17 protein-coding genes and 1 tRNA gene are annotated in these 23,403 nt (G+C 51.6%); 8 read left to right on the top strand and 10 right to left on the bottom strand.

All coding sequences use genetic code 11. From position 1 onward, the window contains the following. Window positions 1-142: 142 nt before the first annotated feature. The 3 genes from glnG to glnA form a co-directional block, all read right to left on the bottom strand. Window positions 143-1,555, bottom strand: coding sequence for a nitrogen regulation protein NR(I) (gene glnG, locus ACIPUG_RS13000; protein ID WP_014913637.1), 1,413 nt, complete (start codon window positions 1,553-1,555; stop codon window positions 143-145). An 8-nt stretch (window positions 1,556-1,563) separates the two neighbouring features. Beyond that, entirely contained in the window at window positions 1,564-2,613 is a 1,050-nt protein-coding gene (gene glnL, locus ACIPUG_RS12995; RefSeq protein WP_010298136.1) for a nitrogen regulation protein NR(II), read from the bottom strand. Between the two features lie 217 nt (window positions 2,614-2,830). Beyond that, on the bottom strand, window positions 2,831-4,240 hold the full coding sequence (glnA, locus tag ACIPUG_RS12990) for a glutamate--ammonia ligase (RefSeq protein ID WP_014913638.1): 1,410 nt from the start codon (window positions 4,238-4,240) through the stop codon (window positions 2,831-2,833). Window positions 4,241-4,609: 369 nt separating this feature from the next. On the opposite strand from glnA, the gene typA reads away from it, so the two are divergent. The 4 genes from typA to fabY all read left to right on the top strand — a co-directional run bounded on the left by typA (window position 4,610) and on the right by fabY (window position 8,804). Next, window positions 4,610-6,433 carry a ribosome-dependent GTPase TypA gene (typA, locus tag ACIPUG_RS12985; RefSeq protein WP_010298147.1) on the top strand — a complete coding sequence of 608 codons (1,824 nt, stop codon included), beginning with the start codon at window positions 4,610-4,612 and terminating at the stop codon, window positions 6,431-6,433. 162 nt (window positions 6,434-6,595) lie between these two features. Further along, window positions 6,596-7,207 carry a glucose-1-phosphatase gene (gene yihX, locus ACIPUG_RS12980; RefSeq protein WP_014913639.1) on the top strand — a complete coding sequence of 204 codons (612 nt, stop codon included), beginning with the start codon at window positions 6,596-6,598 and terminating at the stop codon, window positions 7,205-7,207. Between the two features lie 64 nt (window positions 7,208-7,271). Beyond that, entirely contained in the window at window positions 7,272-7,709 is a 438-nt protein-coding gene (gene dtd / locus ACIPUG_RS12975; RefSeq protein ID WP_205543714.1) for a D-aminoacyl-tRNA deacylase, read from the top strand. Window positions 7,710-7,862: 153 nt separating this feature from the next. Then, window positions 7,863-8,804, top strand: coding sequence for a fatty acid biosynthesis protein FabY (gene fabY / locus ACIPUG_RS12970; RefSeq protein ID WP_039498342.1), 942 nt, complete (start codon window positions 7,863-7,865; stop codon window positions 8,802-8,804). Between the two features lie 201 nt (window positions 8,805-9,005). On the opposite strand, the gene ACIPUG_RS12965 is transcribed toward fabY, so the two are convergent. The 7 genes from ACIPUG_RS12965 to gmk all read right to left on the bottom strand — a co-directional run bounded on the left by ACIPUG_RS12965 (window position 9,006) and on the right by gmk (window position 18,259). Then, window positions 9,006-10,697 (bottom strand): AsmA family protein, encoded by a 1,692-nt coding sequence (locus ACIPUG_RS12965; RefSeq protein ID WP_400338668.1) that lies wholly within the window; start codon window positions 10,695-10,697, stop codon window positions 9,006-9,008. Between the two features lie 157 nt (window positions 10,698-10,854). Further along, window positions 10,855-12,243 carry an NCS2 family protein gene (locus ACIPUG_RS12960; RefSeq protein ID WP_010281660.1) on the bottom strand — a complete coding sequence of 463 codons (1,389 nt, stop codon included), beginning with the start codon at window positions 12,241-12,243 and terminating at the stop codon, window positions 10,855-10,857. 166 nt (window positions 12,244-12,409) lie between these two features. Then, entirely contained in the window at window positions 12,410-14,491 is a 2,082-nt protein-coding gene (gene recG, locus ACIPUG_RS12955) for an ATP-dependent DNA helicase RecG (RefSeq protein ID WP_400338688.1), read from the bottom strand. Further along, on the bottom strand, window positions 14,491-15,183 hold the full coding sequence (gene trmH, locus ACIPUG_RS12950; protein ID WP_014913643.1) for a tRNA (guanosine(18)-2'-O)-methyltransferase TrmH: 693 nt from the start codon (window positions 15,181-15,183) through the stop codon (window positions 14,491-14,493). The genes recG and trmH overlap by 1 nt, the downstream gene beginning before the upstream one ends. 5 nt (window positions 15,184-15,188) lie before the next feature. Then, window positions 15,189-17,288 (bottom strand): bifunctional GTP diphosphokinase/guanosine-3',5'-bis pyrophosphate 3'-pyrophosphohydrolase, encoded by a 2,100-nt coding sequence (gene spoT / locus ACIPUG_RS12945; RefSeq protein ID WP_010281663.1) that lies wholly within the window; start codon window positions 17,286-17,288, stop codon window positions 15,189-15,191. Between the two features lie 18 nt (window positions 17,289-17,306). Further along, a complete protein-coding gene (rpoZ, locus tag ACIPUG_RS12940; protein ID WP_005968230.1) occupies window positions 17,307-17,582 on the bottom strand; it encodes a DNA-directed RNA polymerase subunit omega in 276 nt (91 codons plus the stop codon). 53 nt (window positions 17,583-17,635) lie between these two features. After that, window positions 17,636-18,259: a guanylate kinase gene (gmk, locus tag ACIPUG_RS12935; RefSeq protein WP_039279976.1), complete on the bottom strand. Its 624-nt coding sequence runs from the start codon at window positions 18,257-18,259 to the stop codon at window positions 17,636-17,638. Window positions 18,260-18,580: 321 nt separating this feature from the next. Here gmk and ligB point away from each other — a divergent pair, with 321 nt between their 5' ends. The 4 genes from ligB to ACIPUG_RS12915 all read left to right on the top strand — a co-directional run bounded on the left by ligB (window position 18,581) and on the right by ACIPUG_RS12915 (window position 23,396). Then, a complete protein-coding gene (ligB, locus tag ACIPUG_RS12930) occupies window positions 18,581-20,272 on the top strand; it encodes an NAD-dependent DNA ligase LigB (protein ID WP_400338666.1) in 1,692 nt (563 codons plus the stop codon). Window positions 20,273-20,527: 255 nt separating this feature from the next. Then, on the top strand, window positions 20,528-22,207 hold the full coding sequence (gene eptB, locus ACIPUG_RS12925; protein WP_320696563.1) for a kdo(2)-lipid A phosphoethanolamine 7''-transferase: 1,680 nt from the start codon (window positions 20,528-20,530) through the stop codon (window positions 22,205-22,207). 131 nt (window positions 22,208-22,338) lie between these two features. Further along, a tRNA-Pro gene (locus ACIPUG_RS12920) sits at window positions 22,339-22,415 on the top strand. Between the two features lie 450 nt (window positions 22,416-22,865). Next, window positions 22,866-23,396: an Ail/Lom family outer membrane beta-barrel protein gene (locus ACIPUG_RS12915; protein ID WP_039463556.1), complete on the top strand. Its 531-nt coding sequence runs from the start codon at window positions 22,866-22,868 to the stop codon at window positions 23,394-23,396. The last annotated feature ends 7 nt before the right edge of the window (window positions 23,397-23,403 follow it).

Below are 23,403 nucleotides of genomic sequence, written 5' to 3'. Positions count from 1 at the left end.
GTGTTCCTCCCGAATCAGCGACACGATCATACTGCTGACTCGAGGCAAGTAAAGGACAAATTAATGACAATTTCGTGCGCCAGATTGTATTTTTTATCACCAGTTTGTTTGTTAACAATTGAGCAATAAAAAAGCAATCTTGCTACTCCATTCCCAGCTCTTTTAATTTACGCGTCAGGGTATTTCTGCCCCATCCCAACAATCTTGCCGCTTCCTGTTTATGCCCCTGCGTATGCCGCAGGGCCGTCGTCAGCAACGTCCTTTCCATTTCCGGCTGTGCCTCTGACAACAGGTTTTGATGACCGGAACGCAGTGCGCGATCGGCCCATTGTGCCAACAGCGTGGCCCAACTGTCTGGCAGAATATGCACAGTGGAATCCGGTGCAGTGGTCTCGAACAGTTCAGGCGGCAGATCCTGAATCAGCACTTCCTGACCGGCTGCCATGACCGTCAACCAGCGGCAGGTATTTTCCAATTGGCGCACGTTGCCGGGCCACGGTAAACGGGTTAGCGCCGTTTCCGCTTCTGGGTGCAGATTCTTCGGCTCGACGCCCAGTTCTTTGGCGGTGGCCTGTAAGAAATAACGCGCCAGACGAGGGATATCTTCCCGACGTTCGCGCAGTGGCGGCAGATGGACGCGGATCACATTCAGGCGGTGGAACAAATCCTCACGGAACTTGCCTTCTTGCACGCGTTGTTCAAGATTTTGGTGCGTTGCCGCGATAATACGAACATCCACTTTTACCGCGGCGTAGCCGCCAACTCGGTAAAACTGTCCGTCTGCCAATACGCGCAACAGACGTGTTTGTACGTCTAGCGGCATATCGCCGATTTCATCCAGAAACAGCGTACCGCCATCGGCTTGCTCAAAGCGGCCCTGACGAATCTGGTTGGCACCTGTAAACGCGCCTTTTTCATGGCCGAACAGTTCTGATTCGATCAGATCCTTGGGTATGGCCGCCATATTCAGCGCGATAAAAGGGGCTTTGGTACGCGGGCTGTGGCGATGCAGAGCGTGCGCTACCAACTCTTTACCCGTCCCCGACTCGCCATTAATCAGCACGCTGATCGACGAGCGAGACAGCCGACCGATGATGCGAAAGACATCCTGCATCGCGGGGGCTTCGCCGATAATGTCCGTCGTCGGGCCATTGATTGGCTGGTTACGCACTGGCTGCTGCTGTTCCAGATAATGGCTGATCGCGCGCTCAACCAGCGCAACGGCTTCATCAATATCGAACGGCTTCGGCAAATAGTCGAACGCACCCTGTTGATAAGCGCTGACGGCGGCATCCAGATCGGAGTGTGCCGTCATAATGATGACCGGGAGCATTGGGTGGCGCTGTTTGATTTGCTGTAAGAGCGCTAGTCCATCCATCCCTGGCATACGGATGTCGGACAGCAGAACGTCGGGCGTTTGTGTCGCCAGCGCATGCAATACCTGATTTCCGTTCTCAAACGTTGCGCAGGTTAAACCCGCACCAGCAAGCGCGCGCTCAAGCACCCAACGGATGGAGCTATCGTCATCGACAATCCAGACTATCCCTCGTTGCATTGTGAACCTCACTGGCGAATGGGCAGGTAAACCGAGAATTCGGTGTGTCCTGGCCAACTGTTAAATTCAATTTTACCGGAGTGTTGGTCGATAAGACTGCGGGCGATGGAAAGCCCCAAACCTGTGCCCCCTTCGCGTCCGCTCACCATCGGGTAAAACAGTGTGTCCTGTAGTTGAGCAGGTACGCCGGGGCCGTCATCTTCCACGTCAATACGCGCGGCGAGACGATAGCGCACACCGTGTAACGTAAGCTGAAAAGCCGTACGGGTACGTATCGTAATCGTCCCGCCTTCCTCGCCCAGCGCCTGTAGCGCGTTGCGGGTAATATTCAGCAGTACCTGTTCAATTTGATCGGGATCGTGCGTCAGCTCTGGCAGGCTAGGGTCATAGTCTTTCACCAGCGTCACGTTATCTGGCTTTTCCAGTGAGACAAGCTGACAAACGCGTTCAGCGACCTGATGGATGCTTTGGGTGACGTGCAGACCGGGTTGCTGTGGCCCCAGCAGGCGATCAACCAGATTGCGCAGGCGATCCGCCTGTTCAATGATGACCTTGGTATATTCCGTCAATGCCGGGTCGGGTAGTGCTTTAGCAAGCAACTGCGCGGCACCACGCAATCCGCCAAGCGGATTTTTTATCTCATGCGCCAGACCCCGGACCAAATCACGGGCGGCCTGCTGTTGTGCATGTTGAAGCTGTTCCTGACTGAGACGGCGCTGGTTATCCATCGGTGCCATTTCCAGTAGGATAAAATCGTTTTGTACCCGCTGAGCGGTGAGCGACATGATGTGCGCTTTGCCATCTACGACGATGGTGACTTCGTTATCCGTAAAACCTTGTCCTGAATCCAGACTTTCACGCAGTAAATCGATATTCAGAGAAAAGTATCCCAGCAAATCGGGCAGCGGCGTGCCGGATAATTTACGCGAACTTTGTGCCAGTAATTGCTGTGCTGCCGGGTTGGAATAGTGAATCGCCAGATCGTTATCCAGCAATAAGATGCTGTTTATCAGGGAATTTAGGATCTGCCCAGCATCGGGCAGCGTGCCTGTTGCCATAACGCAGACTCCCGCACCGTCGTGGTGCATTGTAGTGTGAATGATGGATGTTACGTCGCAACGGCCAATGCCAGTGGTGAAAAAAGCCCATCCGAAGATGGGCTGAAGCGTTTCCACGGCAACAAGAACAAACTTCTTAGTATTCTGTTGTTTATCGGTCATGGTCGGGTATCAGCACACCCAACCACGCCGAGGTAGAGATTAGATGCTGTAGTTATTAGACGCTGTAGTACAGTTCGAACTCAACTGGGTGCGGCGTCATACGAACGCGGTCAATCTCAGATTTACGCAGTTCGATATACGCTTCGATAGCGTCGTCGGTGAACACGCCACCACGGGTCAGGAATTCGCGGTCTTCGTTCAGTGCAGCCAGGGCCTCGTCCAGAGAACCTGCAACTTTTGGAATCTCTGCTTCTTCTTCCGGCGGCAGGTCGTACAGGTTTTTGTCCATTGCATCGCCAGGGTGGATTTTGTTGATGATGCCGTCGAGGCCAGCCATCAGCAGTGCAGCGAAGCACAGGTACGGGTTAGCTGCTGGATCTGGGAAGCGCGCTTCGATACGACGTGCTTTCGGGCTCGCAACCACAGGGATACGGATTGAAGCAGAACGGTTACGGGCAGAGTAAGCCAGCATAACTGGGGCTTCGTAGCCTGGGACCAGACGCTTGTAGGAGTTGGTGGTCGGGTTCGCCAGGGCGTTGATAGCTTTAGCGTGTTTGATAACACCGCCGATGTAGAACAGCGCCATTTCAGACAGGCCGCCGTATTTGTCGCCAGCGAACAGGTTAGTACCGTCTTTAGACAGAGACATGTGGCAGTGCATACCAGAACCGTTATCACCGAACATTGGTTTTGGCATGAAGGTCGCGGTTTTACCGTAGGCGTGAGCCACGTTGTGCACGACATATTTGTAGATCTGAATTTCGTCAGCTTTTTTGGTCATGGTGTTGAAGCGGGTAGCCACTTCGTTCTGACCAGCGGTAGCCACTTCGTGGTGGTGAGCTTCAACAACCAGACCCATTTGCTCCATGGTCAGACACATAGCAGAACGGATGTCCTGTGATGAATCGACTGGTGGAACTGGGAAGTAGCCGCCTTTCAGACCTGGACGGTGACCTTTGTTACCGCCTTCGTAGGCTTTACCGGAGTTCCAGTAAGCTTCGACATCGTCGATAGCAACGTGGGAACCGGAAGTGCTGCTGCCGAAACGGATGTCATCGAACAGGAAGAATTCTGGCTCAGGCCCGAACAGGACGGTATCGGCAATGCCGGAAGAACGCAGGAAATCTTCCGCACGTTTCGCGATAGAACGAGGGTCGCGGTCATAACCTTGCATCGTGCCTGGCTCGAGGATGTCACAACGAATGATCAGTGTAGAATCTTCGAAGAACGGGTCGATCATTGCGGTGCTGGCATCGGGCATCAGAACCATGTCTGACTCGTTAATACCTTTCCAGCCGCCAATCGAGGAACCATCAAACATTTTACCTTCTTCGAAGAAGTCGGCATTGACTTGATGAGCCGGAATGGTGACGTGCTGCTCTTTACCTTTAGTATCAGTGAAGCGTAAATCAACAAACTTCACTTCGTGCTCATTCAGCATCGTCAAAACATGTTCTGCGGACATACTTGGTTCTCCCGATTGGTCATTTATCGTCGTGGAACGAATATCGTTGTGGATTGATGTTGTTGCCGTGAGTAGACTAAAGCTAAAAGTGTGCCAACTTTTTAAATGTGTGCAATGTGTTGCTCCTTGGGGCTTTCTCACGGAAATCCACTGCACCATTATAGTCTAAAGCACCAAAATGGTGCTCCATATGTGAATTATTGCACTTATTTAGTGCATTCATGTTCGCTTGTAGCGCTTTTGCACCGTGAAAGGGATCACAAAGCAGGCAGCTCTAGGTTGTTTATCATAGATGCTTGTGATCTTGTTTAGTCCCTCGATTAATACGTGTACAATAGCGCGCTATTTCTAAATGCCTGAGGCAAAGCTGTGATCGAAAATTTGCGTAACATCGCCATTATTGCGCACGTTGACCATGGGAAAACCACCCTGGTTGACAAGCTGTTGCAACAATCCGGAACGTTCGGTGAACGTGTCGAAGCAACCGAGCGTGTAATGGACTCCAACGATTTGGAGAAAGAGCGTGGAATTACCATCCTCGCAAAAAATACCGCCATTAATTGGAAAGACTACCGTATTAACATCGTAGATACCCCGGGACACGCCGACTTCGGCGGCGAGGTTGAGCGTGTAATGTCGATGGTTGACTCGGTACTGCTGGTTGTTGATGCGATGGATGGCCCGATGCCGCAAACGCGTTTCGTGACCAAAAAAGCATTTGCCAACGGTCTGAAACCGATTGTGGTTATCAACAAAGTTGACCGTCCTGGCGCGCGTCCTGACTGGGTTGTCGATCAGGTATTCGACCTGTTCGTGAACCTGGATGCGACTGACGAGCAACTGGATTTCCCGATCATTTATGCTTCTGCGCTGAATGGTATCGCGGGTCTCGACCATACCGACATGGCGGAAGATATGACTCCGCTATATCAGGCGATTGTCGATCACGTTTCTCCACCTCAGGTTGAGATGGATGCGCCGTTCCAGATGCAGATCTCTCAGCTGGACTACAACAACTATGTTGGCGTTATCGGTATCGGCCGCATCAAGCGCGGCAAAGTTAAGCCTAACCAACAAGTTACTATTGTTGATAGCGAAGGCAAAACCCGTAACGGCAAAGTCGGTAAAGTTCTGACTCACCTGGGTCTGGAGCGTATCGACGCGACTGAAGCGGAAGCAGGCGATATCATCGCGATCACCGGTCTGGGCGAGCTGAACATTTCCGACACCATCTGCGATCCGCAGAATGTCGAAGCGCTGCCAGCACTGAGCGTCGATGAACCTACCGTTACCATGTTCTTCAACGTCAATACTTCACCATTCTGCGGTAAAGAAGGTAAGTATGTTACGTCGCGCCAGATTCTGGAGCGTCTGAACAAAGAGCTGGTACACAACGTTGCCCTGCGCGTTGACGAAACCGAAGACGCTGATGCATTCCGCGTTTCTGGTCGTGGTGAGCTGCACCTGTCAGTTCTGATCGAAAACATGCGTCGTGAAGGCTTTGAACTGGCCGTATCACGTCCGAAAGTTATCAACCGCGTTATCGACGGTCGTAACCAAGAGCCGTTTGAAAACGTAACGCTGGACATCGAAGAGCAGCACCAGGGTTCAGTCATGCAAGCCATGGGTGAGCGTAAAGGTGATGTGAAAGACATGATCCCAGATGGCAAGGGTCGTATCCGTCTGGATTACCTGATCCCAGCTCGCGGTCTGATCGGTTTCCGTACCGAATTCATGACCATGACGTCTGGTACAGGTCTGCTGTACTCCACGTTCAGCCACTACGATGACGTGCGTCCGGGTGAAATCGGCCAGCGTCAGAACGGCGTTCTGATCTCTAACGGTCAGGGTAAAGCTGTCGCGTTTGCGCTGTTCAGCCTGCAGGATCGCGGTAAGCTGTTCCTCGGACACGGTGCAGAAGTGTATGAAGGCCAGATCATCGGTATTCACTCACGTTCTAACGATCTGACAGTAAACTGTCTGACCGGTAAGAAACTGACCAACATGCGTGCATCGGGTACCGATGAAGCAACCACACTGGTTCCGGCGATCAAAATGTCTCTGGAACAAGCGCTGGAGTTCATCGATGACGACGAACTGGTTGAAGTTACGCCACAGTCTATCCGTATTCGTAAGCGTCACCTGACCGAAAACGATCGTAAACGCGCTAGCCGCGGCAGCAAAGACGTCTAATTTCAGACGGATTTGTCTTGTTACGCAACAGGGCACCTTCGGGTGCCCTGAATTTTATGCGCTTTCTTCCACTTTAACCTTTCCTTTATATTTCCTCCCTGTTCAGTTTCTCCATTTCCCGCTACAGTGAAAATCCTACGATTACGTCAGGAGGTCACTGCCATGCTGTATATCTTTGATTTAGGCAATGTCGTCATAGATATTGATTTCAATAGAGTATTGGGTGTCTGGAGTAATCTGAGCAGCGCGCCGCTCGCGACGTTGCAAGAGCGTTTTGTCATGGGCGACGCGTTTGAACAGCATGAGCGGGGTGAGATCAGTGACGAGGAATTTGCCACCAGACTGTGTCAGGAAATGGGCATCGCCCTGAGCTTCGAACAATTCACCGCTGGCTGGCAGGCTATTTTTGTCGCGTTGCGTCCTGAGGTTATCGACATCATGCAGCGCCTGCGTCAGGAAGGGCACCGCGTGGTGATTCTGTCGAACACCAATCGCCTCCACTGTTCACACTGGCCTGCGCTATTCCCAGAAGTGGCAACGGCGGCTGACAGACTCTACCTGTCGCAAGAGATTGGATTACGTAAGCCAGAGCTGGCGATTTACCAATATGTCCTGACAGAGGAAGGCGTTTCGCCTGCGCAAGCCGTCTTTTTTGACGATAATGCTGCGAACGTCGATGCGGCACAAAGCCTGGGCATTCACAGCATTCTGGTGACCGATCGTCAGGTGGTGCCGGATTTTTTCGCCATGCAGGCGACGACGGCTAAAGCATGATTTATATCGCAGGGGCGGACATCGCCCCTATTGGGAATGATGACATCAGGAGTAGTCGGGTTTTATGATTGCGCTAATTCAGCGAGTATCCAGCGCCAGCGTTACGGTAGAAGGCAGTGTGGTTGGGGAAATCGATAAAGGTTTACTGATCCTGCTGGGCGTTGAGCAGGGCGATGACGAACAAAAAGCCACGCGACTCTGCGAACGCGTGTTGGGTTACCGCATATTCGGTGACGATGACGGGAAAATGAATCTCAATGTTCGTCAGGCTGGCGGCAATGTGCTGGTGGTTTCGCAGTTTACGCTGGTGGCTGATACGCAGCGTGGCATGCGGCCTGGGTTTTCTCGCGGTGCGCATCCCTCAGAGGCCGATCGTCTCTATCAATATTTTGTCGGACAGTGTCGTGAGAAAGGCGTTCACACGGAAACAGGGCAGTTTGCGGCGGATATGAAAGTGGCATTAGTGAATGATGGCCCGGTGACGTTCTGGCTACAGACATAGGGCTGTGACGTCTGGGGTTGTAAAGTCATAGGTTTGTAACGCGATTGTCTTATGAAGAGCTATCGCCGTTGCTGTTTCGCGTATAAATTTGCTTCAACAGTCTGATCTTATGAACCCCGATGTCATGAGGCATCTCGGTATAGAGGAAGGGTTATGTATCATTTGAGAGTACCTGAAAGCGCGGAAGAACTGGATGCGTACTATCAATTTCGCTGGGAAATGCTGCGTAAACCTTTACGCCAGCCGCTGGGTTCTGAACGTGATGCTTACGATGCTCTGGCACATCACCAAACCGTGGTGGATGAGCAGGGAAGGCTGGTCGCGATTGGGCGCCTTTCTATCAATGCAGATAATGAAGCGGCAATCCGTTTTTTAGCCGTTCACCCCGATGTTCGGGGGAAAGGGCTAGGCACGCTGCTTGCGATTACTCTGGAGTCCGTTGCGCGTCAGGAAGGCGCCAAGCGCGTGGTTTGTAGCGCCCGTGAAGACGCAATGGATTTCTTCTCCAAGCTGGGTTTTGTTAATCAGGGGGAGATCACCGCGCCACAAACCACACCTGTGCGGCACTTCCTAATGATTAAACCGGTGGCGACGCTGGATGACATTCTGCATCGTCCTGACTGGTGCGGACAGTTGCAGCAGGCGTGGTACGAGCATATTCCCCTGAGTGAAAAAATGGGCGTGCGGATAAGCCAGTACACCGGAAAGCAATTTATTACCACCATGCCTGAAACGGGCAATCAGAACCCGCACCATACGCTTTTTGCCGGCAGCATGTTTTCTCTCGCTACGCTCACCGGGTGGGGATTAATCTGGCTGTTGCTGCGTGAGCGGCACCTCGGTGGAACGATTATTCTGGCGGATGCGCACATTCGTTATAGTACGCCAGTCAGTGGCCGACCGAACGCCATCGCTGATTTAGGATCGCTGAGTGGCGATCTGGATCGCCTCGCGCGTGGGCGTAAGGCGCGCGTGCAGCTCAATGTTGAGCTCTTTGGTGATGACAATAAAGGGGCGTTGTTCGAAGGAGTTTACATCGTGCTGCCTGCTCAACCGGATGCGCCACTGGAAGAAGGCGGGTCAGAAGTAGATTAGCCTGCCGCTCAGTATTATGACTGTCTTCTCATCAGTACATCACGCTTCACAATCTCTGGCAGTACCCTCGAAACAAGTCGTACCCCGTGATTTTCACGGGGTTTATGATGCTGTTTCAGCACGCAACAACGTTCGGATGTTTTGAAAGCTCTTATTTAAAAAACCGTATTTTGAAAACGTATAATTTTGAAAACGTAATAATTACGGCATTTCTGTCACGGTTCCCTGATGCATTTGCTGTCTGATGGGATGATCATTGCTATCCACACCTTGCAGCGTGCCAGTTAGCGTTGGCTTCAGCGGCGTATCAGCGGCAAGCCGTCCATTCAGTTGCAATTGCAGATTTGTATTGCCCGTCGGTGCGGTTGCGGGTTCTGGCCATCCCCAACGCGTCAGAACATCCAGCGGTACGGCGCGTCCTGTCAGTGACAGGGAAAAATTGCGTGTCGGTTGCTGGTTGATCGTTGCCTTGGCATCCAGCATGCCATTTTGTGTAAACGCGCTGAGTTCGTTAATGGCGATCTGATTATCGTCGGCTACCAGTGCCATCGAAGGACGGCGGACATCGACTTTATTAAACGTCGCGTCGCTGGCATTAAGATTCAACGATCCTGTCCACATTCCCCACTGGTGATTGCGAGCTAGTAGCAAATTGCTGCCGTAGCCATCTAATGCGGTTAGCTGGAAGGGGAAATCCGGGTTGATATCAATCAGCAGATTGCGGTTCGCCGTGAATTTTCGCACATTCACTTCTGCCAGCCATGATGGCAGGGTCGCTTGCCACCGCTGACGCCAGTCGCCGGGGAGCGTGTACTCCATTCCTGCGACAACAAACTCATTCAGCTCTAAACGGTGGTTACTACGCTGCCAACTGCCGTTGGTTCGCAGTAAACCGCCTTCCCAGCGCGTAGAAAACTGCTTGATGTTAACGCCCGCCGGTGACAAGTCCAGATTCACGATAGGGTCGATAAGGTGCATGTTGCCGTTCACAATGTCAGTTGCATTGAATGACAGCGTTCCACCCTCGCTCTGCCAGTCATTCTGCTTAAACGTGACATTTTGCAGGGCAACATCAAGATCGATAAACGCCCATCCCGGTCCTTCAATGCGGGCATCAATCAAATCAAAGCGGTCAACGGTCACAGAAGGCAGTTCGGTAACGGGCTGCCAGAAGGCCTCCGGCGTTCTTTGCGTTTGCAAACGGACATTGCTGAGTCGCAGGTTACCGATCTGCCAACTGCCGTCTTCTGCGCGGCTGGCATTGCCCGTTAGCTGCCCCTGAGCGACATCCGCGCCGAAATTGCTCAGAATCAGCTGATTGTGGTTGATTTCGCCCTGAACCAATACCTGACTGGCGGGAATATCGTTGAGTTCGAGTGAGCGGGCGCTGAGCTGGAACTGCCCCTGTTTGCCCAGCAGATAGCCTGCCTCGGGCTGCCACGGCATCATGCCGCCGTTAATTTGTTGACCGTTCAGACGCCAATCGCCGTCCTTTGCCTGCAGTGCCATTGTACGCAGCTGTAGCACATCGGCTTCGATAGGGAGTGTGGCGGCCTGTGAGGAAAGGTTTAGCGTACCGCCTTCCAGTTCGAGGCTGGCGAAGTGGCGCGGATTGGTAATTTGACGAGCGCTAAACCCGGCTGAAATTTGCTTTGCCGTGAGTGTCGGTGGCTGATTTTTCTGGCCAAAACTGACATCAGTGAGTTGGATATGATCGGCTGTTGACCAGTCATGATTAATTTTGCCCAGTGACAACTGGTAGTCGGTATTCTGGTTTACCCAATTACTCACCCAGCCTGCTGCCCAACTGGTTTGCAGTAATACATATACGACTACCAGCGCTAAAAAGGCCAGCAGCAGTAGGGTCAGCAATAATTTCCCGATAAATTTCATCGTGTCAGTCCATGCCAATCGTCAGGGAGAACTGTTCTTATGCCGCAATTTCCCTGAAGGCTCAATAGGTAATGCTGTTACAGACAGTAAAAAGCGAGCGGTGTTGCATCACCGCTCGCTTTTACATGAACTGAACTGAAATTATTGCGGGCTGGCGCTATTTTTCTTCGTGTGGGAAGACAATATTCAGCACGATTGCCGTAATCCCGCCAGCGGCGATACCGGAAGACAGTAATGTTTTAATCCAATCCGGTGCGAACTGCAGAATCAGCGGCTGCTGCGATACGCCAAGGCCAACAGCCAGCGACAGCGCAATAATCATGATCGCACGACGATTCAGCGGCTCACGGGACACAATGCGCACACCAGAAGCGGCGATCGTACCAAACATCACGATAGTGGCACCGCCCAGAACCGGCTCTGGAATATGCTGCACAAATCCGCTAACGGCAGGGAACAGCCCCAGTGCGATCAGCATCAGCGAAACCACGAAACCCACATAACGGCTGGCAACGCCGGTAAGCTGGATGACGCCGTTATTCTGGCCGAAGCAAGAGTTGGGGAAGGTGTTGAATACGGCAGAAAGGCAAGAGTTCAGGCCGTTTGCCAGCACGCCGCCTTTTAAGCGTTTCATGTACAGCGGGCCTCTGACCGGCTGCTCTGAAACGTCGGAGGTCGCGGTGATGTCACCGATGGTTTCTAACGAGGTCACCATGAAGACCAGCATCAGCGGAATCAACAGGTTCCAGTCAAAGCCTAGACCGTAATGCAGCGGTGTGGGCACCATAATGACCGTGTCGTTTTGAGCAGGCGCATTTTCCGGCAGCATTCCCATCAACCAGGCGCCGAGATAACCCACCGCCATGGCAATCACCAGCGACGCGACGCGCAGGTAAGGGTTACGCTGGCGGTTAAGCAGAATAATAACCAGCAACACCACACCCGCTAAGAGTAAGTTCTTGGGAGCGCCGAAGGTGTTATTACCCATTGCGGCATAGCCGCCGCCGATGGAGGTCAGGCCGACTTGAATCAGCGACAGCCCAATGATCATCACCACAATGCCGGAAACCAGCGGGGTAATAATGCGGCGGGTTAAATGCAGGAAGCGTGAAAGAATGATTTCGGTGAAGGAAGCGACCATCAGTGTACCGAACAGTGCTGCCATCATCGTGGGAACATCTGCTCCGCCGTTTTTCAGCGCCAGTCCACCCATAATCAGCGGCGTCACGAAGTTAAAGCTGGTGCCCTGAATAGACAGCAGACCAGAACCGACAGGACCCCAGGTTTTAATTTGTAGAATAGAGGCCAGACCGGAAGCGAAAAGCGACATGCTGATGATGCGCTGCGTATCCTCAGCGGGTAAACCTAATGCCTGACAGATCAGTAGCGCGGGGGTAATCACCGCAACAAACATGGCAAGCAAGTGCTGACTGGCGGCGAACAGCGTTTGCGGCAGCGGCGGCCGGTCTTCAAGATGATAGATGAGTTCACTGCGCTGAGGTGCGGCAGCGGCTTCTGTTTGGGACGTTTCCGTGGTGGTAGTCATGATGTAAGTTGGCGTTCCTGAAACGACAAAGAGCGCATTTTAATGATCTCTTTGCTGAAAGCAAACGTTTGCTAACTCATCTTTTCGATATGAATTTTGTCTGATAAGCAAGGCCTTATTATTTAAGGGGATACTTTTAGGAAAAATGCAGAATACATAGCCGCAATCAGGCGTTGGTGTACCGTGCGCGCTCGGGTAGCCAGCGTTCGATTAGTGCAACGGCATGCTCGGGATAGTGCTCATGCAGGTGGCGAGCAACGCGCTGTACCTGTGGAATCAGGTCCTGATCGCGCAGGAGGTCAGCGACTTTAAACTCGGCATTGCCCGTCTGGCGTGTACCGAGTAATTCTCCCGGCCCGCGAATTTCCAGATCGCGCTGCGCGATAACAAAGCCATCGTTGCTATCGCGTAGAACCTGGAGCCGTTTTTGTGCAGTCTTGCTCATTGGCGTTTTGTAGAGCAGCACGCAGTGAGATGCCACCGCACCGCGTCCGACGCGCCCGCGCAACTGGTGCAGTTGCGCTAAGCCCAGGCGCTCTGGGTTCTCAATGATCATCAGGCTGGCATTCGGTACATCCACACCTACCTCGATGACGGTGGTCGCTACCAACAGTTGCAGTTCGCCCTGTTTGAAAGCCTGCATCACCGCCTGCTTTTCCTGCGCTTTCATGCGGCCGTGAACCAATCCAACCTTGAGATTCGGCAGGGCAGCCTTCAGCTCTTCGCTGGTGGCTTCTGCTGCTTGCGCTTCCAGCAGGTCGGATTCTTCGATCAGCGTACACACCCAATAGGCCTGTCGCCCTTCCTGCTGACAGGCATTATTCACGCGCTCGATAATGTCGCTGCGGCGTGAATCCGGTATGGCGACGGTGGTGACGGGGGTTCTGCCCGGCGGCAGTTCATCAATGACGGACGTATCCAGATCGGCATAGGCCGTCATCGCCAGCGTGCGGGGAATCGGTGTCGCGGTCATGATTAATTGATGGGCATGAAAGCCCTGTTCTTCGCCTTTTTCCCATAGCGCAAGGCGTTGATGCACGCCAAAGCGGTGCTGTTCGTCAATGATGACTAATGCCAGCCCGTTGAATTGTACCTGCTGCTGGAAAATAGCGTGCGTCCCGACAACCATGGAAACCTGACCGCTGGCGATAGCATCCTGCTGCGCCTGACGCGCTTTCCCTTTTTGTTTGCCAGCCAGCCAGCCGACTTCAAGCCCTAGTGGTTCAAACCACTGACGGAAATTGTGGGCATGCTGTTCGGCCAATAGCTCTGTGGGTGCCATCAGCGCGACCTGTTTGCCGTTGGCAATGGCGCGTAATGCTGCCAGTGCGGCGACCAGCGTTTTTCCTGAACCCACATCGCCCTGCACCAGACGCATCATCGGGAAATCTTTCGCCATATCCGCTTCAATTTCGGCTACGACACGTTCTTGCGCCTGCGTGGGTTTGAACGGCAGCGCAGCGAGCAACTGTTGCTTCAAACCCTCTTGCGCCTGTAGTGGCGAGGCTTTATGCCGTTGTTCCCCCGCCCGCACCGCGAGCATACTCAGGTTATGCGCCAGCAGTTCTTCCATAATCAACCGCTGCTGTGCCGGGTGTTTCCCGTGCTCAAGCTCGCTGAGCTGCATATCCGGCGGGGGACGATGTAAGGTGCGTAGTGCGTCCGGCAGGCTAATGAGCGAACGGCTTAGAGATTCAGGCAGCAGCTCATCGATGTGGTTGGCATCGAGCAACGCCAGCGCCTGATCGGTCAGTTTGCGGAGCGTGGCCTGACGAACGCCCTCTGTGGAAGGGTAAACCGGCGTGAGCGATTCTTGTAACTCGACCTGCGTACTATCCCCCTGAACTCGATATTCAGGATGGATGATCTCCGCGCCGATTTTGCCACGCTTGATTTCACCATAAGCGGTAACGCGCTGTCCCGGTGCGAGGCTGTTTTTCATCGCGGCGCTGAAATTGAAGAAGCGCATGGTCAGCATGCCGCTGCCGTCGCTGATTTGGCAGGTCAACATGCGACGGCTGCCAAAGGTGATGTCGTTGCGTAGGATTTCACCTTCCACGGTGGCGTACATACCGGGGAGGAGGTCGCCAATCGGGTAAAGATGCGTGCGATCTTCGTAGCGCAGAGGTAAATGCAGGAGGAGATCCTGTACGGTTTCCAGCCCGAGTCGCGCGAGCTTCGCTGCCTGACTTGCACCCACGCCAGTAAGTGTACTCAGCGGTTGGGTGTTCAGCAGGCGGCCTTTCATCAGCACTCCGACGATTGCATCGCGGCCCACCACGGGGTATCCGCTACAATCTGACCCTGATGGTCAATATAAGGGCGAGGTAGTCCTTTACGTTTTGCGACGCGTGCCAGCACCGGGTAGCCCCCTTCGAAAAGCAGGCGCTGCTGCTCTTCTTCATCTAACGGGCTGTCCTCACGCTGGTACATGCCGGCGATCTGGCGCTGGCGCTGCGCTTCATACAGGATCAACGCTGAGGCTACGGACACATTCAGCGACTGCACCATGCCGGTCATTGGAATAATGATGTCCCGATCGGCCAGTTTGAGCGCTTCGGCAGTAATCCCAGTTTTTTCTTGCCCGAGCAGAATACAGGTGGGACGGGTGTAATCAATTTCCCGAAAATCGACCGCGTGTTCAGATAAATTGGTCGCCAGAACCTGCATGCCTTCTGCTTTCAGATGGCCGACTGCATCACCAATATTGCGATGAGTTTTCACCTGTACCCAGCTATTGCTGCCTGCGGCGGAGGAAACCAGCGTTTTCATCCGGCTGGTGGGCCAAATCGCATGGACCTGATGCACGCCGACGGCATCCGCCGTACGGATAACGGCGGAAATATTATGGGGTTTATGCACCTGCTCCATGCAAATCGTCAGATCGGGCTGACGACAGTTGAGCATTTCTTTTATACGTGCATAACGTTGAGGGGTCATGACGATTAATTTCGGTTACGGTTAACTTTGATGACATCCGGCATCACGCGGATTTTACGCATAATATTGGCCAGATGAACGCGATCGAGAGTCGTGAGACGGATAAAGGCACTGTATACGCGGCCGTCCTTCTCTTCCGTATTGATGCTCTGAATATTGGAGTTCGCGGCGTTGATCGCTGCAGTCAGGTTCGCCAGCGCGCCCTGATGGTTGAACATATCGACTTTGATTTCGGCGATGAACTCTTGTTCTGTCACCTTATCCCACTCTACCGCCATGAATTTTTCAGGTTCTTTCTGATAGCCGCGAATATTGCGACAGGATTCATGGTGAATAACCAGTCCTTTACCAGGGCTGACGTGGGCAATAATCGGGTCGCCGGGGATAGGGCGGCAGCATTTGGCAAATGAGATCATGACGCCATCTGCACCTTTGATCGGCAACTTGCGCAGCCCAGTGGTTCCCAGTTCAGATTGTTCGTTCAGCAGATTTTTCGCCACAACGACGCTCATGGCATTACCCATACCAATTTCCGCCATCAGATCGTCCAGCGTAGCGAGCTTCATGCGCTCAAGCTCAAGCTGAATCGACTTTTCAGGGATGTCTGAGAGTTTACGACCATTACCCAATGCGTGGTTCAGCAAACGGCGACCGAGGCTCACGGAATCATCACGCTTGAGGTTTTTCAACATCTGGCGGATTTTGGAGCGTGCTCTGGAGCTCACCACGAAATTAAGCCAGGCGGCGTTTGGTCTGGCACCCGGCGCGGTAATGATTTCAACGGTTTGGCCGCTAGTGAGCGACTGTGACAGCGGGTAAGGCTGGCGGTCGACGCGGGCGCCGACGCAGGCATGCCCGATATCGGTGTGTACCGCGTAGGCGAAATCGACGGGCGTCGCGCCTGCGGGGAGTTCCACAATACGGCCTTCCGGCGTAAAGACGTACATCTCGTCAGGGAAGAGATCGGACTTCACGCTTTCGATAAATTCAAATGAGCTACCGGCACTTTGCTGGAGTTCCAGCAGGCTTTGCATCCAGCGTTGAGCGCGTACCTGTGCGGTAGTGCTGCTTTCGCCTTCTTTATAGGCCCAGTGCGCGGCAACACCCATTTCTGCCATTTGATCCATGTCGTCGGTACGAATTTGTACTTCGACCGGCACGCCGTGTGGGCCAATCAGAGACGTGTGCAGCGATTGATAGCCGTTAGCTTTGGGAATGGCAATGTAGTCTTTTACCCGACCTGGGCGCGGCTTATACAGGCTGTGAACCTGACCGAGTACGCGATAGCAGGTATCCAACTCTTTCACGATGACCCGAAACGCGTAAATATCCATGATGGAATGAAAACGCTGCTCTTTCAGGTGCATTTTGCAGTAGATGGAATACAGGTGTTTTTCGCGGCCGCTAACGCGGCAGGCAATCCCGGCTTCAGTCAAACGCCCTTCGATTTCCGACAAGATTTTCTGAATCATCTCCTTACGGTTACCGCGTGCGGCCTTGACGACCTCTTTAATAACGCGATAGCGGTTCGGATAGAGCGCCTCAAAACCCAGTTCTTCCAGCTCGGTTTTGAGGTGATGGATACCCAGTCGATGTGCCAGCGGGCTATAGATTTCCAGCGTTTCACGAGCAATGCGGCGGCGCTTGTCCGGGCGCAATGAGCCCAGCGTGCGCATGTTATGGGTACGGTCTGCGAGTTTGATCAGGATGACGCGAATATCTTGCACCATCGCCATGATCATTTTGCGAAAGTTTTCAGCCTGCGCTTCTTTCTTATCGCGGAACTTCAACTTGTCCAGCTTGGACACGCCCTCTACCAGTTCAGCAACGCTTTTACCAAAAAGCTGTTCCATGTCCTGATAGGTGGCGGGGGTGTCTTCTATGACATCATGCAGCAGTGCTGCCATCAGCGTTTCGTAATCGAGACGCATCTCCGCCAGAATACAGGCGACGGCAACAGGGTGTGTGATGTAGGGTTCACCGCTGGAGCGAGTCTGCCCCTCGTGAGCATCACGTGCAACTAAGTAAGCCTGCTGTAAACGTTTGATCTGATCTTCTGGCAGATAACGTTGAATCAGCAGATTAAGGCTTTCAAAAATGTACAAGGGCGACTCGTGGTGTGATTAACGACGGCCTTCAGCAATCGCGGTAACCGCCTGAATCTCTGCGGCTTCCTGCTCTTGCTGTTCCTGACGGTCACGAACATCCAGAATCTGGTTGTTGATCAGACCTTCTTCGATTTCACGCAGTGCGATCACGGTGTACTTATCGTTTTCTTCAGGAACCAGCGGATCTTTGCCGCCAGTCTGGATTTGACGGGCGCGACGAGCAGCGACCAACACCAGGTCAAAACGGTTACCAATTTTCTCTACAGCGTCTTGAACAGTTACGCGTGCCATAATGTGCTACTCCACAGGAAATAAAATGACTGCGCATCATACTGAAAGAGGCGTCAGTCTGCCAATAGTTTGGTGATTAATGCATCATGCCGAACCTGTTGTCTGCTCAAACGCAGACGTTCGGCGCGAATAATGGTTTTTAGATCGAGCAGCGCCAGATCGAAATCATCATTCACAATCAGGTAATCATACTCGCCGTAGTGCGTCATTTCAGCCACTGCCTGAGACATACGACGCGCAATGACTTCATCGCTGTCTTGTCCACGGCCACGCAGGCGGCGAGCCAACTCTTCTTTTGACGGCGGCAGAATGAAAATACTGCGCGCGTGCGGCATCTGGGCACGAATTTGCTTGGCTCCTTGCCAATCGATATCCAGAAAAACATCAACGCCAGTCGCTAATACCTGTTCAATTGCCGGCCGGGATGTACCGTAGTAATTGCCAAAGACTTCAGCGTGTTCCAGAAACTCGTTATCCTGAATCATACGCTTAAATTCATCGACTTCGACGAAGAAATAGTGTTCGCCGTGGTTTTCTCCCGGTCGTTTCGCTCGCGTGGTATGCGAAATCGATACCTGAGTGTCGTAAAGCGGCTGAGTTTTTAATAACGCCTGAATCAGGCTGGATTTCCCAGCTCCACTGGGAGCAGAAACGATATATAACGTGCCTTGAGCCATAATGAAGTTTTATTAACGGTTACGATGGTGAATGGTGATATGCAGCAGAAAAATGCGCATTTCTCTGCATTATACACGCCTATATGTCATCAGTCGCGCTGCGATAAATTCTCCTCTGACTGTTTTTTCGTTATGCCATCGGGAAAATTTTTTGCCAACGTTTCTTTTTTAGATTGCGAAGCGCGTTCCCGTCTTTTTTATCGCTGCTGTAAACAATGAATCATCTTGCGGCGCGTTTGGCATTTCTCCTTTTTTTGCCTCGTATTTTCCTCTCCGTTGCTATGTACTGCGGCCCTTCGCTAATGGATGGCAGGAGGGGTTATGTGGCTCAGGATTCATACATTTTTAATCATCATCGCCATGGGGGGCATCAGCAATTTCCCTGCCATGGCTGCGGTGTGCCCCGATTGGGATAGCACGCGTTCCGGCAAGGAAATTGATGCATTGCGTCACCAGCTAGAACAGTGGGATGACGTGTATTACACCGAAGGGAAAAGCCCGATAGAAGATGACGTTTACGATCAACTGCGGGACCAGTTAAACCAGTGGTTAGGCTGTTTTCAGCCTCAAAACGCTATTCCTGCTCGGTTGCCCGATAATGGCAAGCAGCCTCACCCCGTTGCCCATACGGGACTGAAAAAATTGTCCGACCGTCGACAACTGGTGCAATGGATCGCATCGCATGAGGATTTATGGATTCAGCCAAAAGTTGATGGTGTGGCTGTTACGTTGGTCTATCAGCACGGCAAGTTCGTGTCCGCAGTTAGCCGGGGTAACGGCCTGCAAGGTGAAGACTGGACGGAAAAAGTGCGCCTGATTCTGGGAATTCCTCATTTATTAACCGATGCGCCTTCCTCATTGGTACTACAAGGGGAGCTTTTCCTGAAGATGACCGATCATCGACAGCGTACCCAGGGCGGCGTTAATGCCCGCTCGGTCGTGGCCGGTGAGATGCGTCGTCATCAGCCATCTCCCGTGTTGTCGCAGATTGGTCTGTTTGTCTGGGAATGGCCGGATGGCCCAAAGACGATGCCCGAGCGTCTGGAGAAATTGAAGGAAATGGGGTTTGCGATGACGGCGGACTATACCCATGCCATTGGGTCATTCGCCGATGCGGAGAAATGGCGTCATCATTGGTATCACAGTCCGCTACCCTTCGTGACAGATGGCGTGGTGATTCGCCAGACTAAAGAGCCGCAGGGGCGCTATTGGCGTAATACATCAGCCGACTGGGCGATCGCATGGAAATATCCACCTGTTCATCAGGTTGCGGAAGTGGCTGATGTGGCATTTTCTGTCGGACGGACGGGTAAAGTCGCCGTCGTACTGAAGCTTAATCCTTTGAAATTGGATGACAAATCGGTCAGCCGGGTGAATGTGGGCTCGCTGTCGCGTTGGAAACAGTGGGATGTGTTACCCGGCGATCGGGTGAGTGTCAGTCTGGCAGGGCAGGGGATTCCACGTCTGGATAATGTGGTATGGCGTGGTACTGAGCGGCCTGCCATCGTTTCCCCTAATGAACATGATTTCCATGCTCTTAGCTGTTTTCGGTATAGCGTGGCTTGTCAGCAGCAATTTCTGGCGCGCTTAGTCTGGTTGAGTGGAGAGCATGGTTTAAATCTGACAGGAGTGCGTGAAGGGATGTGGCAGCGTCTGATACAACATGATTTACTGGAGGATGTGCTGTCATGGCTATCTCTGACGGAGGCACAGCTTAATGCGGTCAATGGCATGGGCGATAAGCGGGCGCGAGATATTTATACAAGCTTGCAGTCTGCACGGCAGATGCCATCATCCCGCTGGCTGCTTGCGCTGGGTATTCCTGTGCCTCGTTCCGCCAGTAGCGCATTGGATAATGTGGGTTGGCTGGCGTTACAGCAATGGACAGCGCAACAGTGGCGACAGTTCTCCGGTATTGGGGAGCGACGTGCGGAAGAGATTATGGCGTTCCTGAAGCACCCTATCGTGGTGGAATTAATTGCCCGATTAGGTCGTGAAGGCGTACATAGATAAGCAGTGGTAATTTTTCATAACAGATTGGGAGCGTGCCTTTTATTTTTTCATGGATTCATTCACATAAAAGGACAATTTTTTTCTGTTCTCCCTACTTAATCATAAGTAAAATTTACGAATTAAAGATCTACGCCTATTTGCTGTTTTGCGATATAGAAATGCCTGTGAGTCTGATTATTTCCGTTGAACTCAGGCATACGGATGTTGTCGTATAACTTCAGATAATAAGAAAGGTTTGTTGGAGCACTTGTCATAATGAAGTTTGTAGCATCTTTTTCGCAACCCAAATTATCGTTTGTCCTGGCAGTCTATATTGGTCTTTTTCTCAATATCTCAGTGTATTATCGCCGGTTTGATTATTTTTCACTCTCTGCTGGTAGCCAGGTTCCAACGTTTATTCCTGCTCTTGTCGAATTGACCGCGAGTATCTTATTTACCTTTTTCCTGATGAGGATTATTTCACTCGGGGGACGCCGTTTTTATCGGATAATTGCTTCTCTCTTGGTGCTGATCTCCGTTGCTGCCAGCTATTACATGACGTTTTTTAATGTTGTGATTGGCTATGGCATTATTGCTGCGGTCATGACCACGGATATTGATCTTTCTAAAGAAGTGATTGGTTTTCGTTTTTTCCTGTGGATGCTGGTGGTAAGTGCACTGCCGCTGTTTTTGATCTGGAAGAACTCGCTACGTCATACGCTGATCGAACAGCTTAAATCACCGGGAAAGCGGCTGATTCCTCTTCTGGTTCTTATCGCCGTTGTTGCGCTGGTTTGGATGCCGCTTCGCTATATGGACAACGTTCAGTCAGTGTCCGAGCGAGAATCCAATGTGGATTTGCCCAGCTATGGTGGCGTGGTGGCTCACTCGTATCTTCCTTCTAACTGGTTGTCTGCGTTAGGGTTATTTGCGTACACCAAGTATGACGAGAGCCAGGATTCTTCTAATCTTTTCGATCCGGCTCAGCATTTTACCTATGTCCCGCCGAAAGGCATTGACGATACCTACGTCGTTTTTATTATCGGTGAAACCACCCGTTGGGATCATATGGGGCTGTTAGGCTACGAGCGAGATACGACGCCGAAGCTATCAAAAGAAAAAAACCTGGTCGCATTCCGTGGTCAGTCGTGTGATACCTCAACCAAGCTTTCCATGCGCTGTATGTTTGTGCGAGAAGGCGGTACGGAAGACAACCCGCAGCGAACCCTGAAAGAGCAGAACATCTTTGCTGTGCTGAAAGAGCTGGGCTTTACCTCTGAGCTGTTTGCTATGCAAAGCGAGGTCTGGTTTTACAATAGTATCGAGGCAAACAACTATTCTTTCCGTGAAATGATTGCGTCAGAGAAACACAATGACGGCAAGTCGGTGCAAGATATGTTGCTGGTCGATGAGGTCAAGGAATCGCTGGCACGCTACCCCAAAGGTAAGCACCTGATTGTGCTGCATACCAAAGGTTCCCACTATTTGTATTCCATGCGCTATCCTCGCAGCTATGCGCGCTATCAGCCAGAATGTATGGGCGTTGATGCCTCTTGCACGCGTGAGCAGTTGATTAATGCTTTCGATAATAGCGTGCTCTATACCGATAGCTTTATTGATAGCGTGATCGATCAGGTGCGGGATAAGAAAGCGATTGTGTTTTATGCCTCCGATCACGGTGAATCCATCGATGATAACTATCATTTGCACGGCACGCCGCGTCAGATGGCACCGCCTGAACAGTTCCGTTCACCGATGATGGTGTGGACATCGGATAAGTTTCTGGCTGATCCCGATAACCAGCATGCGTTTGAGCAGTTGAAGGCTCAGCAGCGCGTTGGCAAAACACATCGCCATGAAGAGCTGTTTGATACGATTCTTGGATGTGTGGGATACACATCGCCTGACGGCGGTATTAACCCTAAAAATAACTGGTGCCACAAACCCGCAAATTGACATGAATCACGGACAAGGACGTCGGTTTCAGGCTGTAAATACAAGAGATGGATACTTTAACGACAGCCGGAATCCTTTTGCTAAAAAGGTATTGACGCTCTAATAAGGTAGCAGTAATATGCGCCCGCATTCGGCGAGTAGCGCAGCTTGGTAGCGCAACTGGTTTGGGACCAGTGGGTCGGAGGTTCGAATCCTCTCTCGCCGACCAACTTTCTTCCTCAGTAAGCCATTCTCAAGTAAGTCATCCTCAATTTTTCTCCTGTTTCGAATCATCGTCTACTCATACTATCGGTTTAAAAATAATCTCGTTTTAAGAACGTTTTTGTTTAAAAAATAGTCGTTTTGAAACGTTTCCCTTTATGAGTGTAGGGTTTTACCTCCGTATTCTTTGGCGTCGAAAATTTCCATATTTCCTCGGTCTTCAGTTCAGAATGTTCCCAAAAATAGTGTTGAAACTCGCACGTTAATTACCATGAATAATATATATCTTTTTGTTTTTTAATGATTTAAATAAATTTCAATTCGATTGTTTAAAAATAAGTCTGACTTTACCTCTTCGTATTTAAATGTAAGTTTATGTGCGGACAACATTCGCGATACTTATATATTCGCTTTGTTGAAACCGTCTTTTTATTCAAATATGGAAGATGTTTCGATCATGAAAAAAACAACACTGCTACTCTCCACTTTGATTGCTTGTGCCATGGGAATGTCTGCTGCTCAGGCGACACAAACGGTGTCTTTGGGTTATGCTCAGGCGAAAGTCGATGACTTTAAAGATGCAAAAGGGATTACCGCTAAATATCATTATCAGGGCGATTCTGCGCTCGGTATTATCGGCTCTTTCACTTATCTGGGGGCAAAAGAAGATTATTATGATCGTGACTTCAACTCCAATGATACGACTAAAATTAAATACTACTCCTTGATGGCGGGGCCATCTTACCGTTTTAATGATGTCGTCAGTGTTTATGGCCTGGCGGGCGTTGGTCATGGCAAAGCGGATTGGAAATACGATTACGGTGCTTTTGCTGATTCCGGTAGTGAGAAGGAAACGCGCTTTGCTTATGGTGCCGGTATCCAAATCACGCCAGTAGCAAACTGGGCGATTGATATTGGCTACGAAGGCACGAAGATTTATGAAACACGCATCGATAGCTTTAATATTGGCGTCGGTTACCGTTTCTGATTTTCCT

The sequence above is a fragment of the Pectobacterium sp. CHL-2024 genome (assembly GCF_044751765.1).
GTDB classification, from domain to species: Bacteria; Pseudomonadota; Gammaproteobacteria; order Enterobacterales; family Enterobacteriaceae; genus Pectobacterium; species Pectobacterium brasiliense.
This window is presented reverse-complemented; position numbering and strand designations above follow the sequence as displayed.

Bases quoted from the DNA above. Each gene is read 5' to 3' on its own strand.
- glnG (WP_014913637.1), bottom strand. From the start codon at position 1,555: ATGCAACGAGGGATAGTCTGGATTGTCGATGACGATAGCTCCATCCGT.
- glnL (WP_010298136.1), bottom strand. From the start codon at position 2,613: ATGGCAACAGGCACGCTGCCCGATGCTGGGCAGATCCTAAATTCCCTG.
- glnA (WP_014913638.1), bottom strand. From the start codon at position 4,240: ATGTCCGCAGAACATGTTTTGACGATGCTGAATGAGCACGAAGTGAAG.
- yihX (WP_014913639.1), top strand. From the start codon at position 6,596: ATGCTGTATATCTTTGATTTAGGCAATGTCGTCATAGATATTGATTTC.
- dtd (WP_205543714.1), top strand. From the start codon at position 7,272: ATGATTGCGCTAATTCAGCGAGTATCCAGCGCCAGCGTTACGGTAGAA.
- fabY (WP_039498342.1), top strand. From the start codon at position 7,863: ATGTATCATTTGAGAGTACCTGAAAGCGCGGAAGAACTGGATGCGTAC.
- ACIPUG_RS12965 (WP_400338668.1), bottom strand. From the start codon at position 10,697: ATGAAATTTATCGGGAAATTATTGCTGACCCTACTGCTGCTGGCCTTT.
- ACIPUG_RS12960 (WP_010281660.1), bottom strand. From the start codon at position 12,243: ATGACTACCACCACGGAAACGTCCCAAACAGAAGCCGCTGCCGCACCT.
- recG (WP_400338688.1), bottom strand. From the start codon at position 14,491: ATGAAAGGCCGCCTGCTGAACACCCAACCGCTGAGTACACTTACTGGC.
- trmH (WP_014913643.1), bottom strand. From the start codon at position 15,183: ATGACCCCTCAACGTTATGCACGTATAAAAGAAATGCTCAACTGTCGT.
- rpoZ (WP_005968230.1), bottom strand. From the start codon at position 17,582: ATGGCACGCGTAACTGTTCAAGACGCTGTAGAGAAAATTGGTAACCGT.
- gmk (WP_039279976.1), bottom strand. From the start codon at position 18,259: ATGGCTCAAGGCACGTTATATATCGTTTCTGCTCCCAGTGGAGCTGGG.
- ligB (WP_400338666.1), top strand. From the start codon at position 18,581: ATGTGGCTCAGGATTCATACATTTTTAATCATCATCGCCATGGGGGGC.
- eptB (WP_320696563.1), top strand. From the start codon at position 20,528: ATGAAGTTTGTAGCATCTTTTTCGCAACCCAAATTATCGTTTGTCCTG.
- ACIPUG_RS12915 (WP_039463556.1), top strand. From the start codon at position 22,866: ATGAAAAAAACAACACTGCTACTCTCCACTTTGATTGCTTGTGCCATG.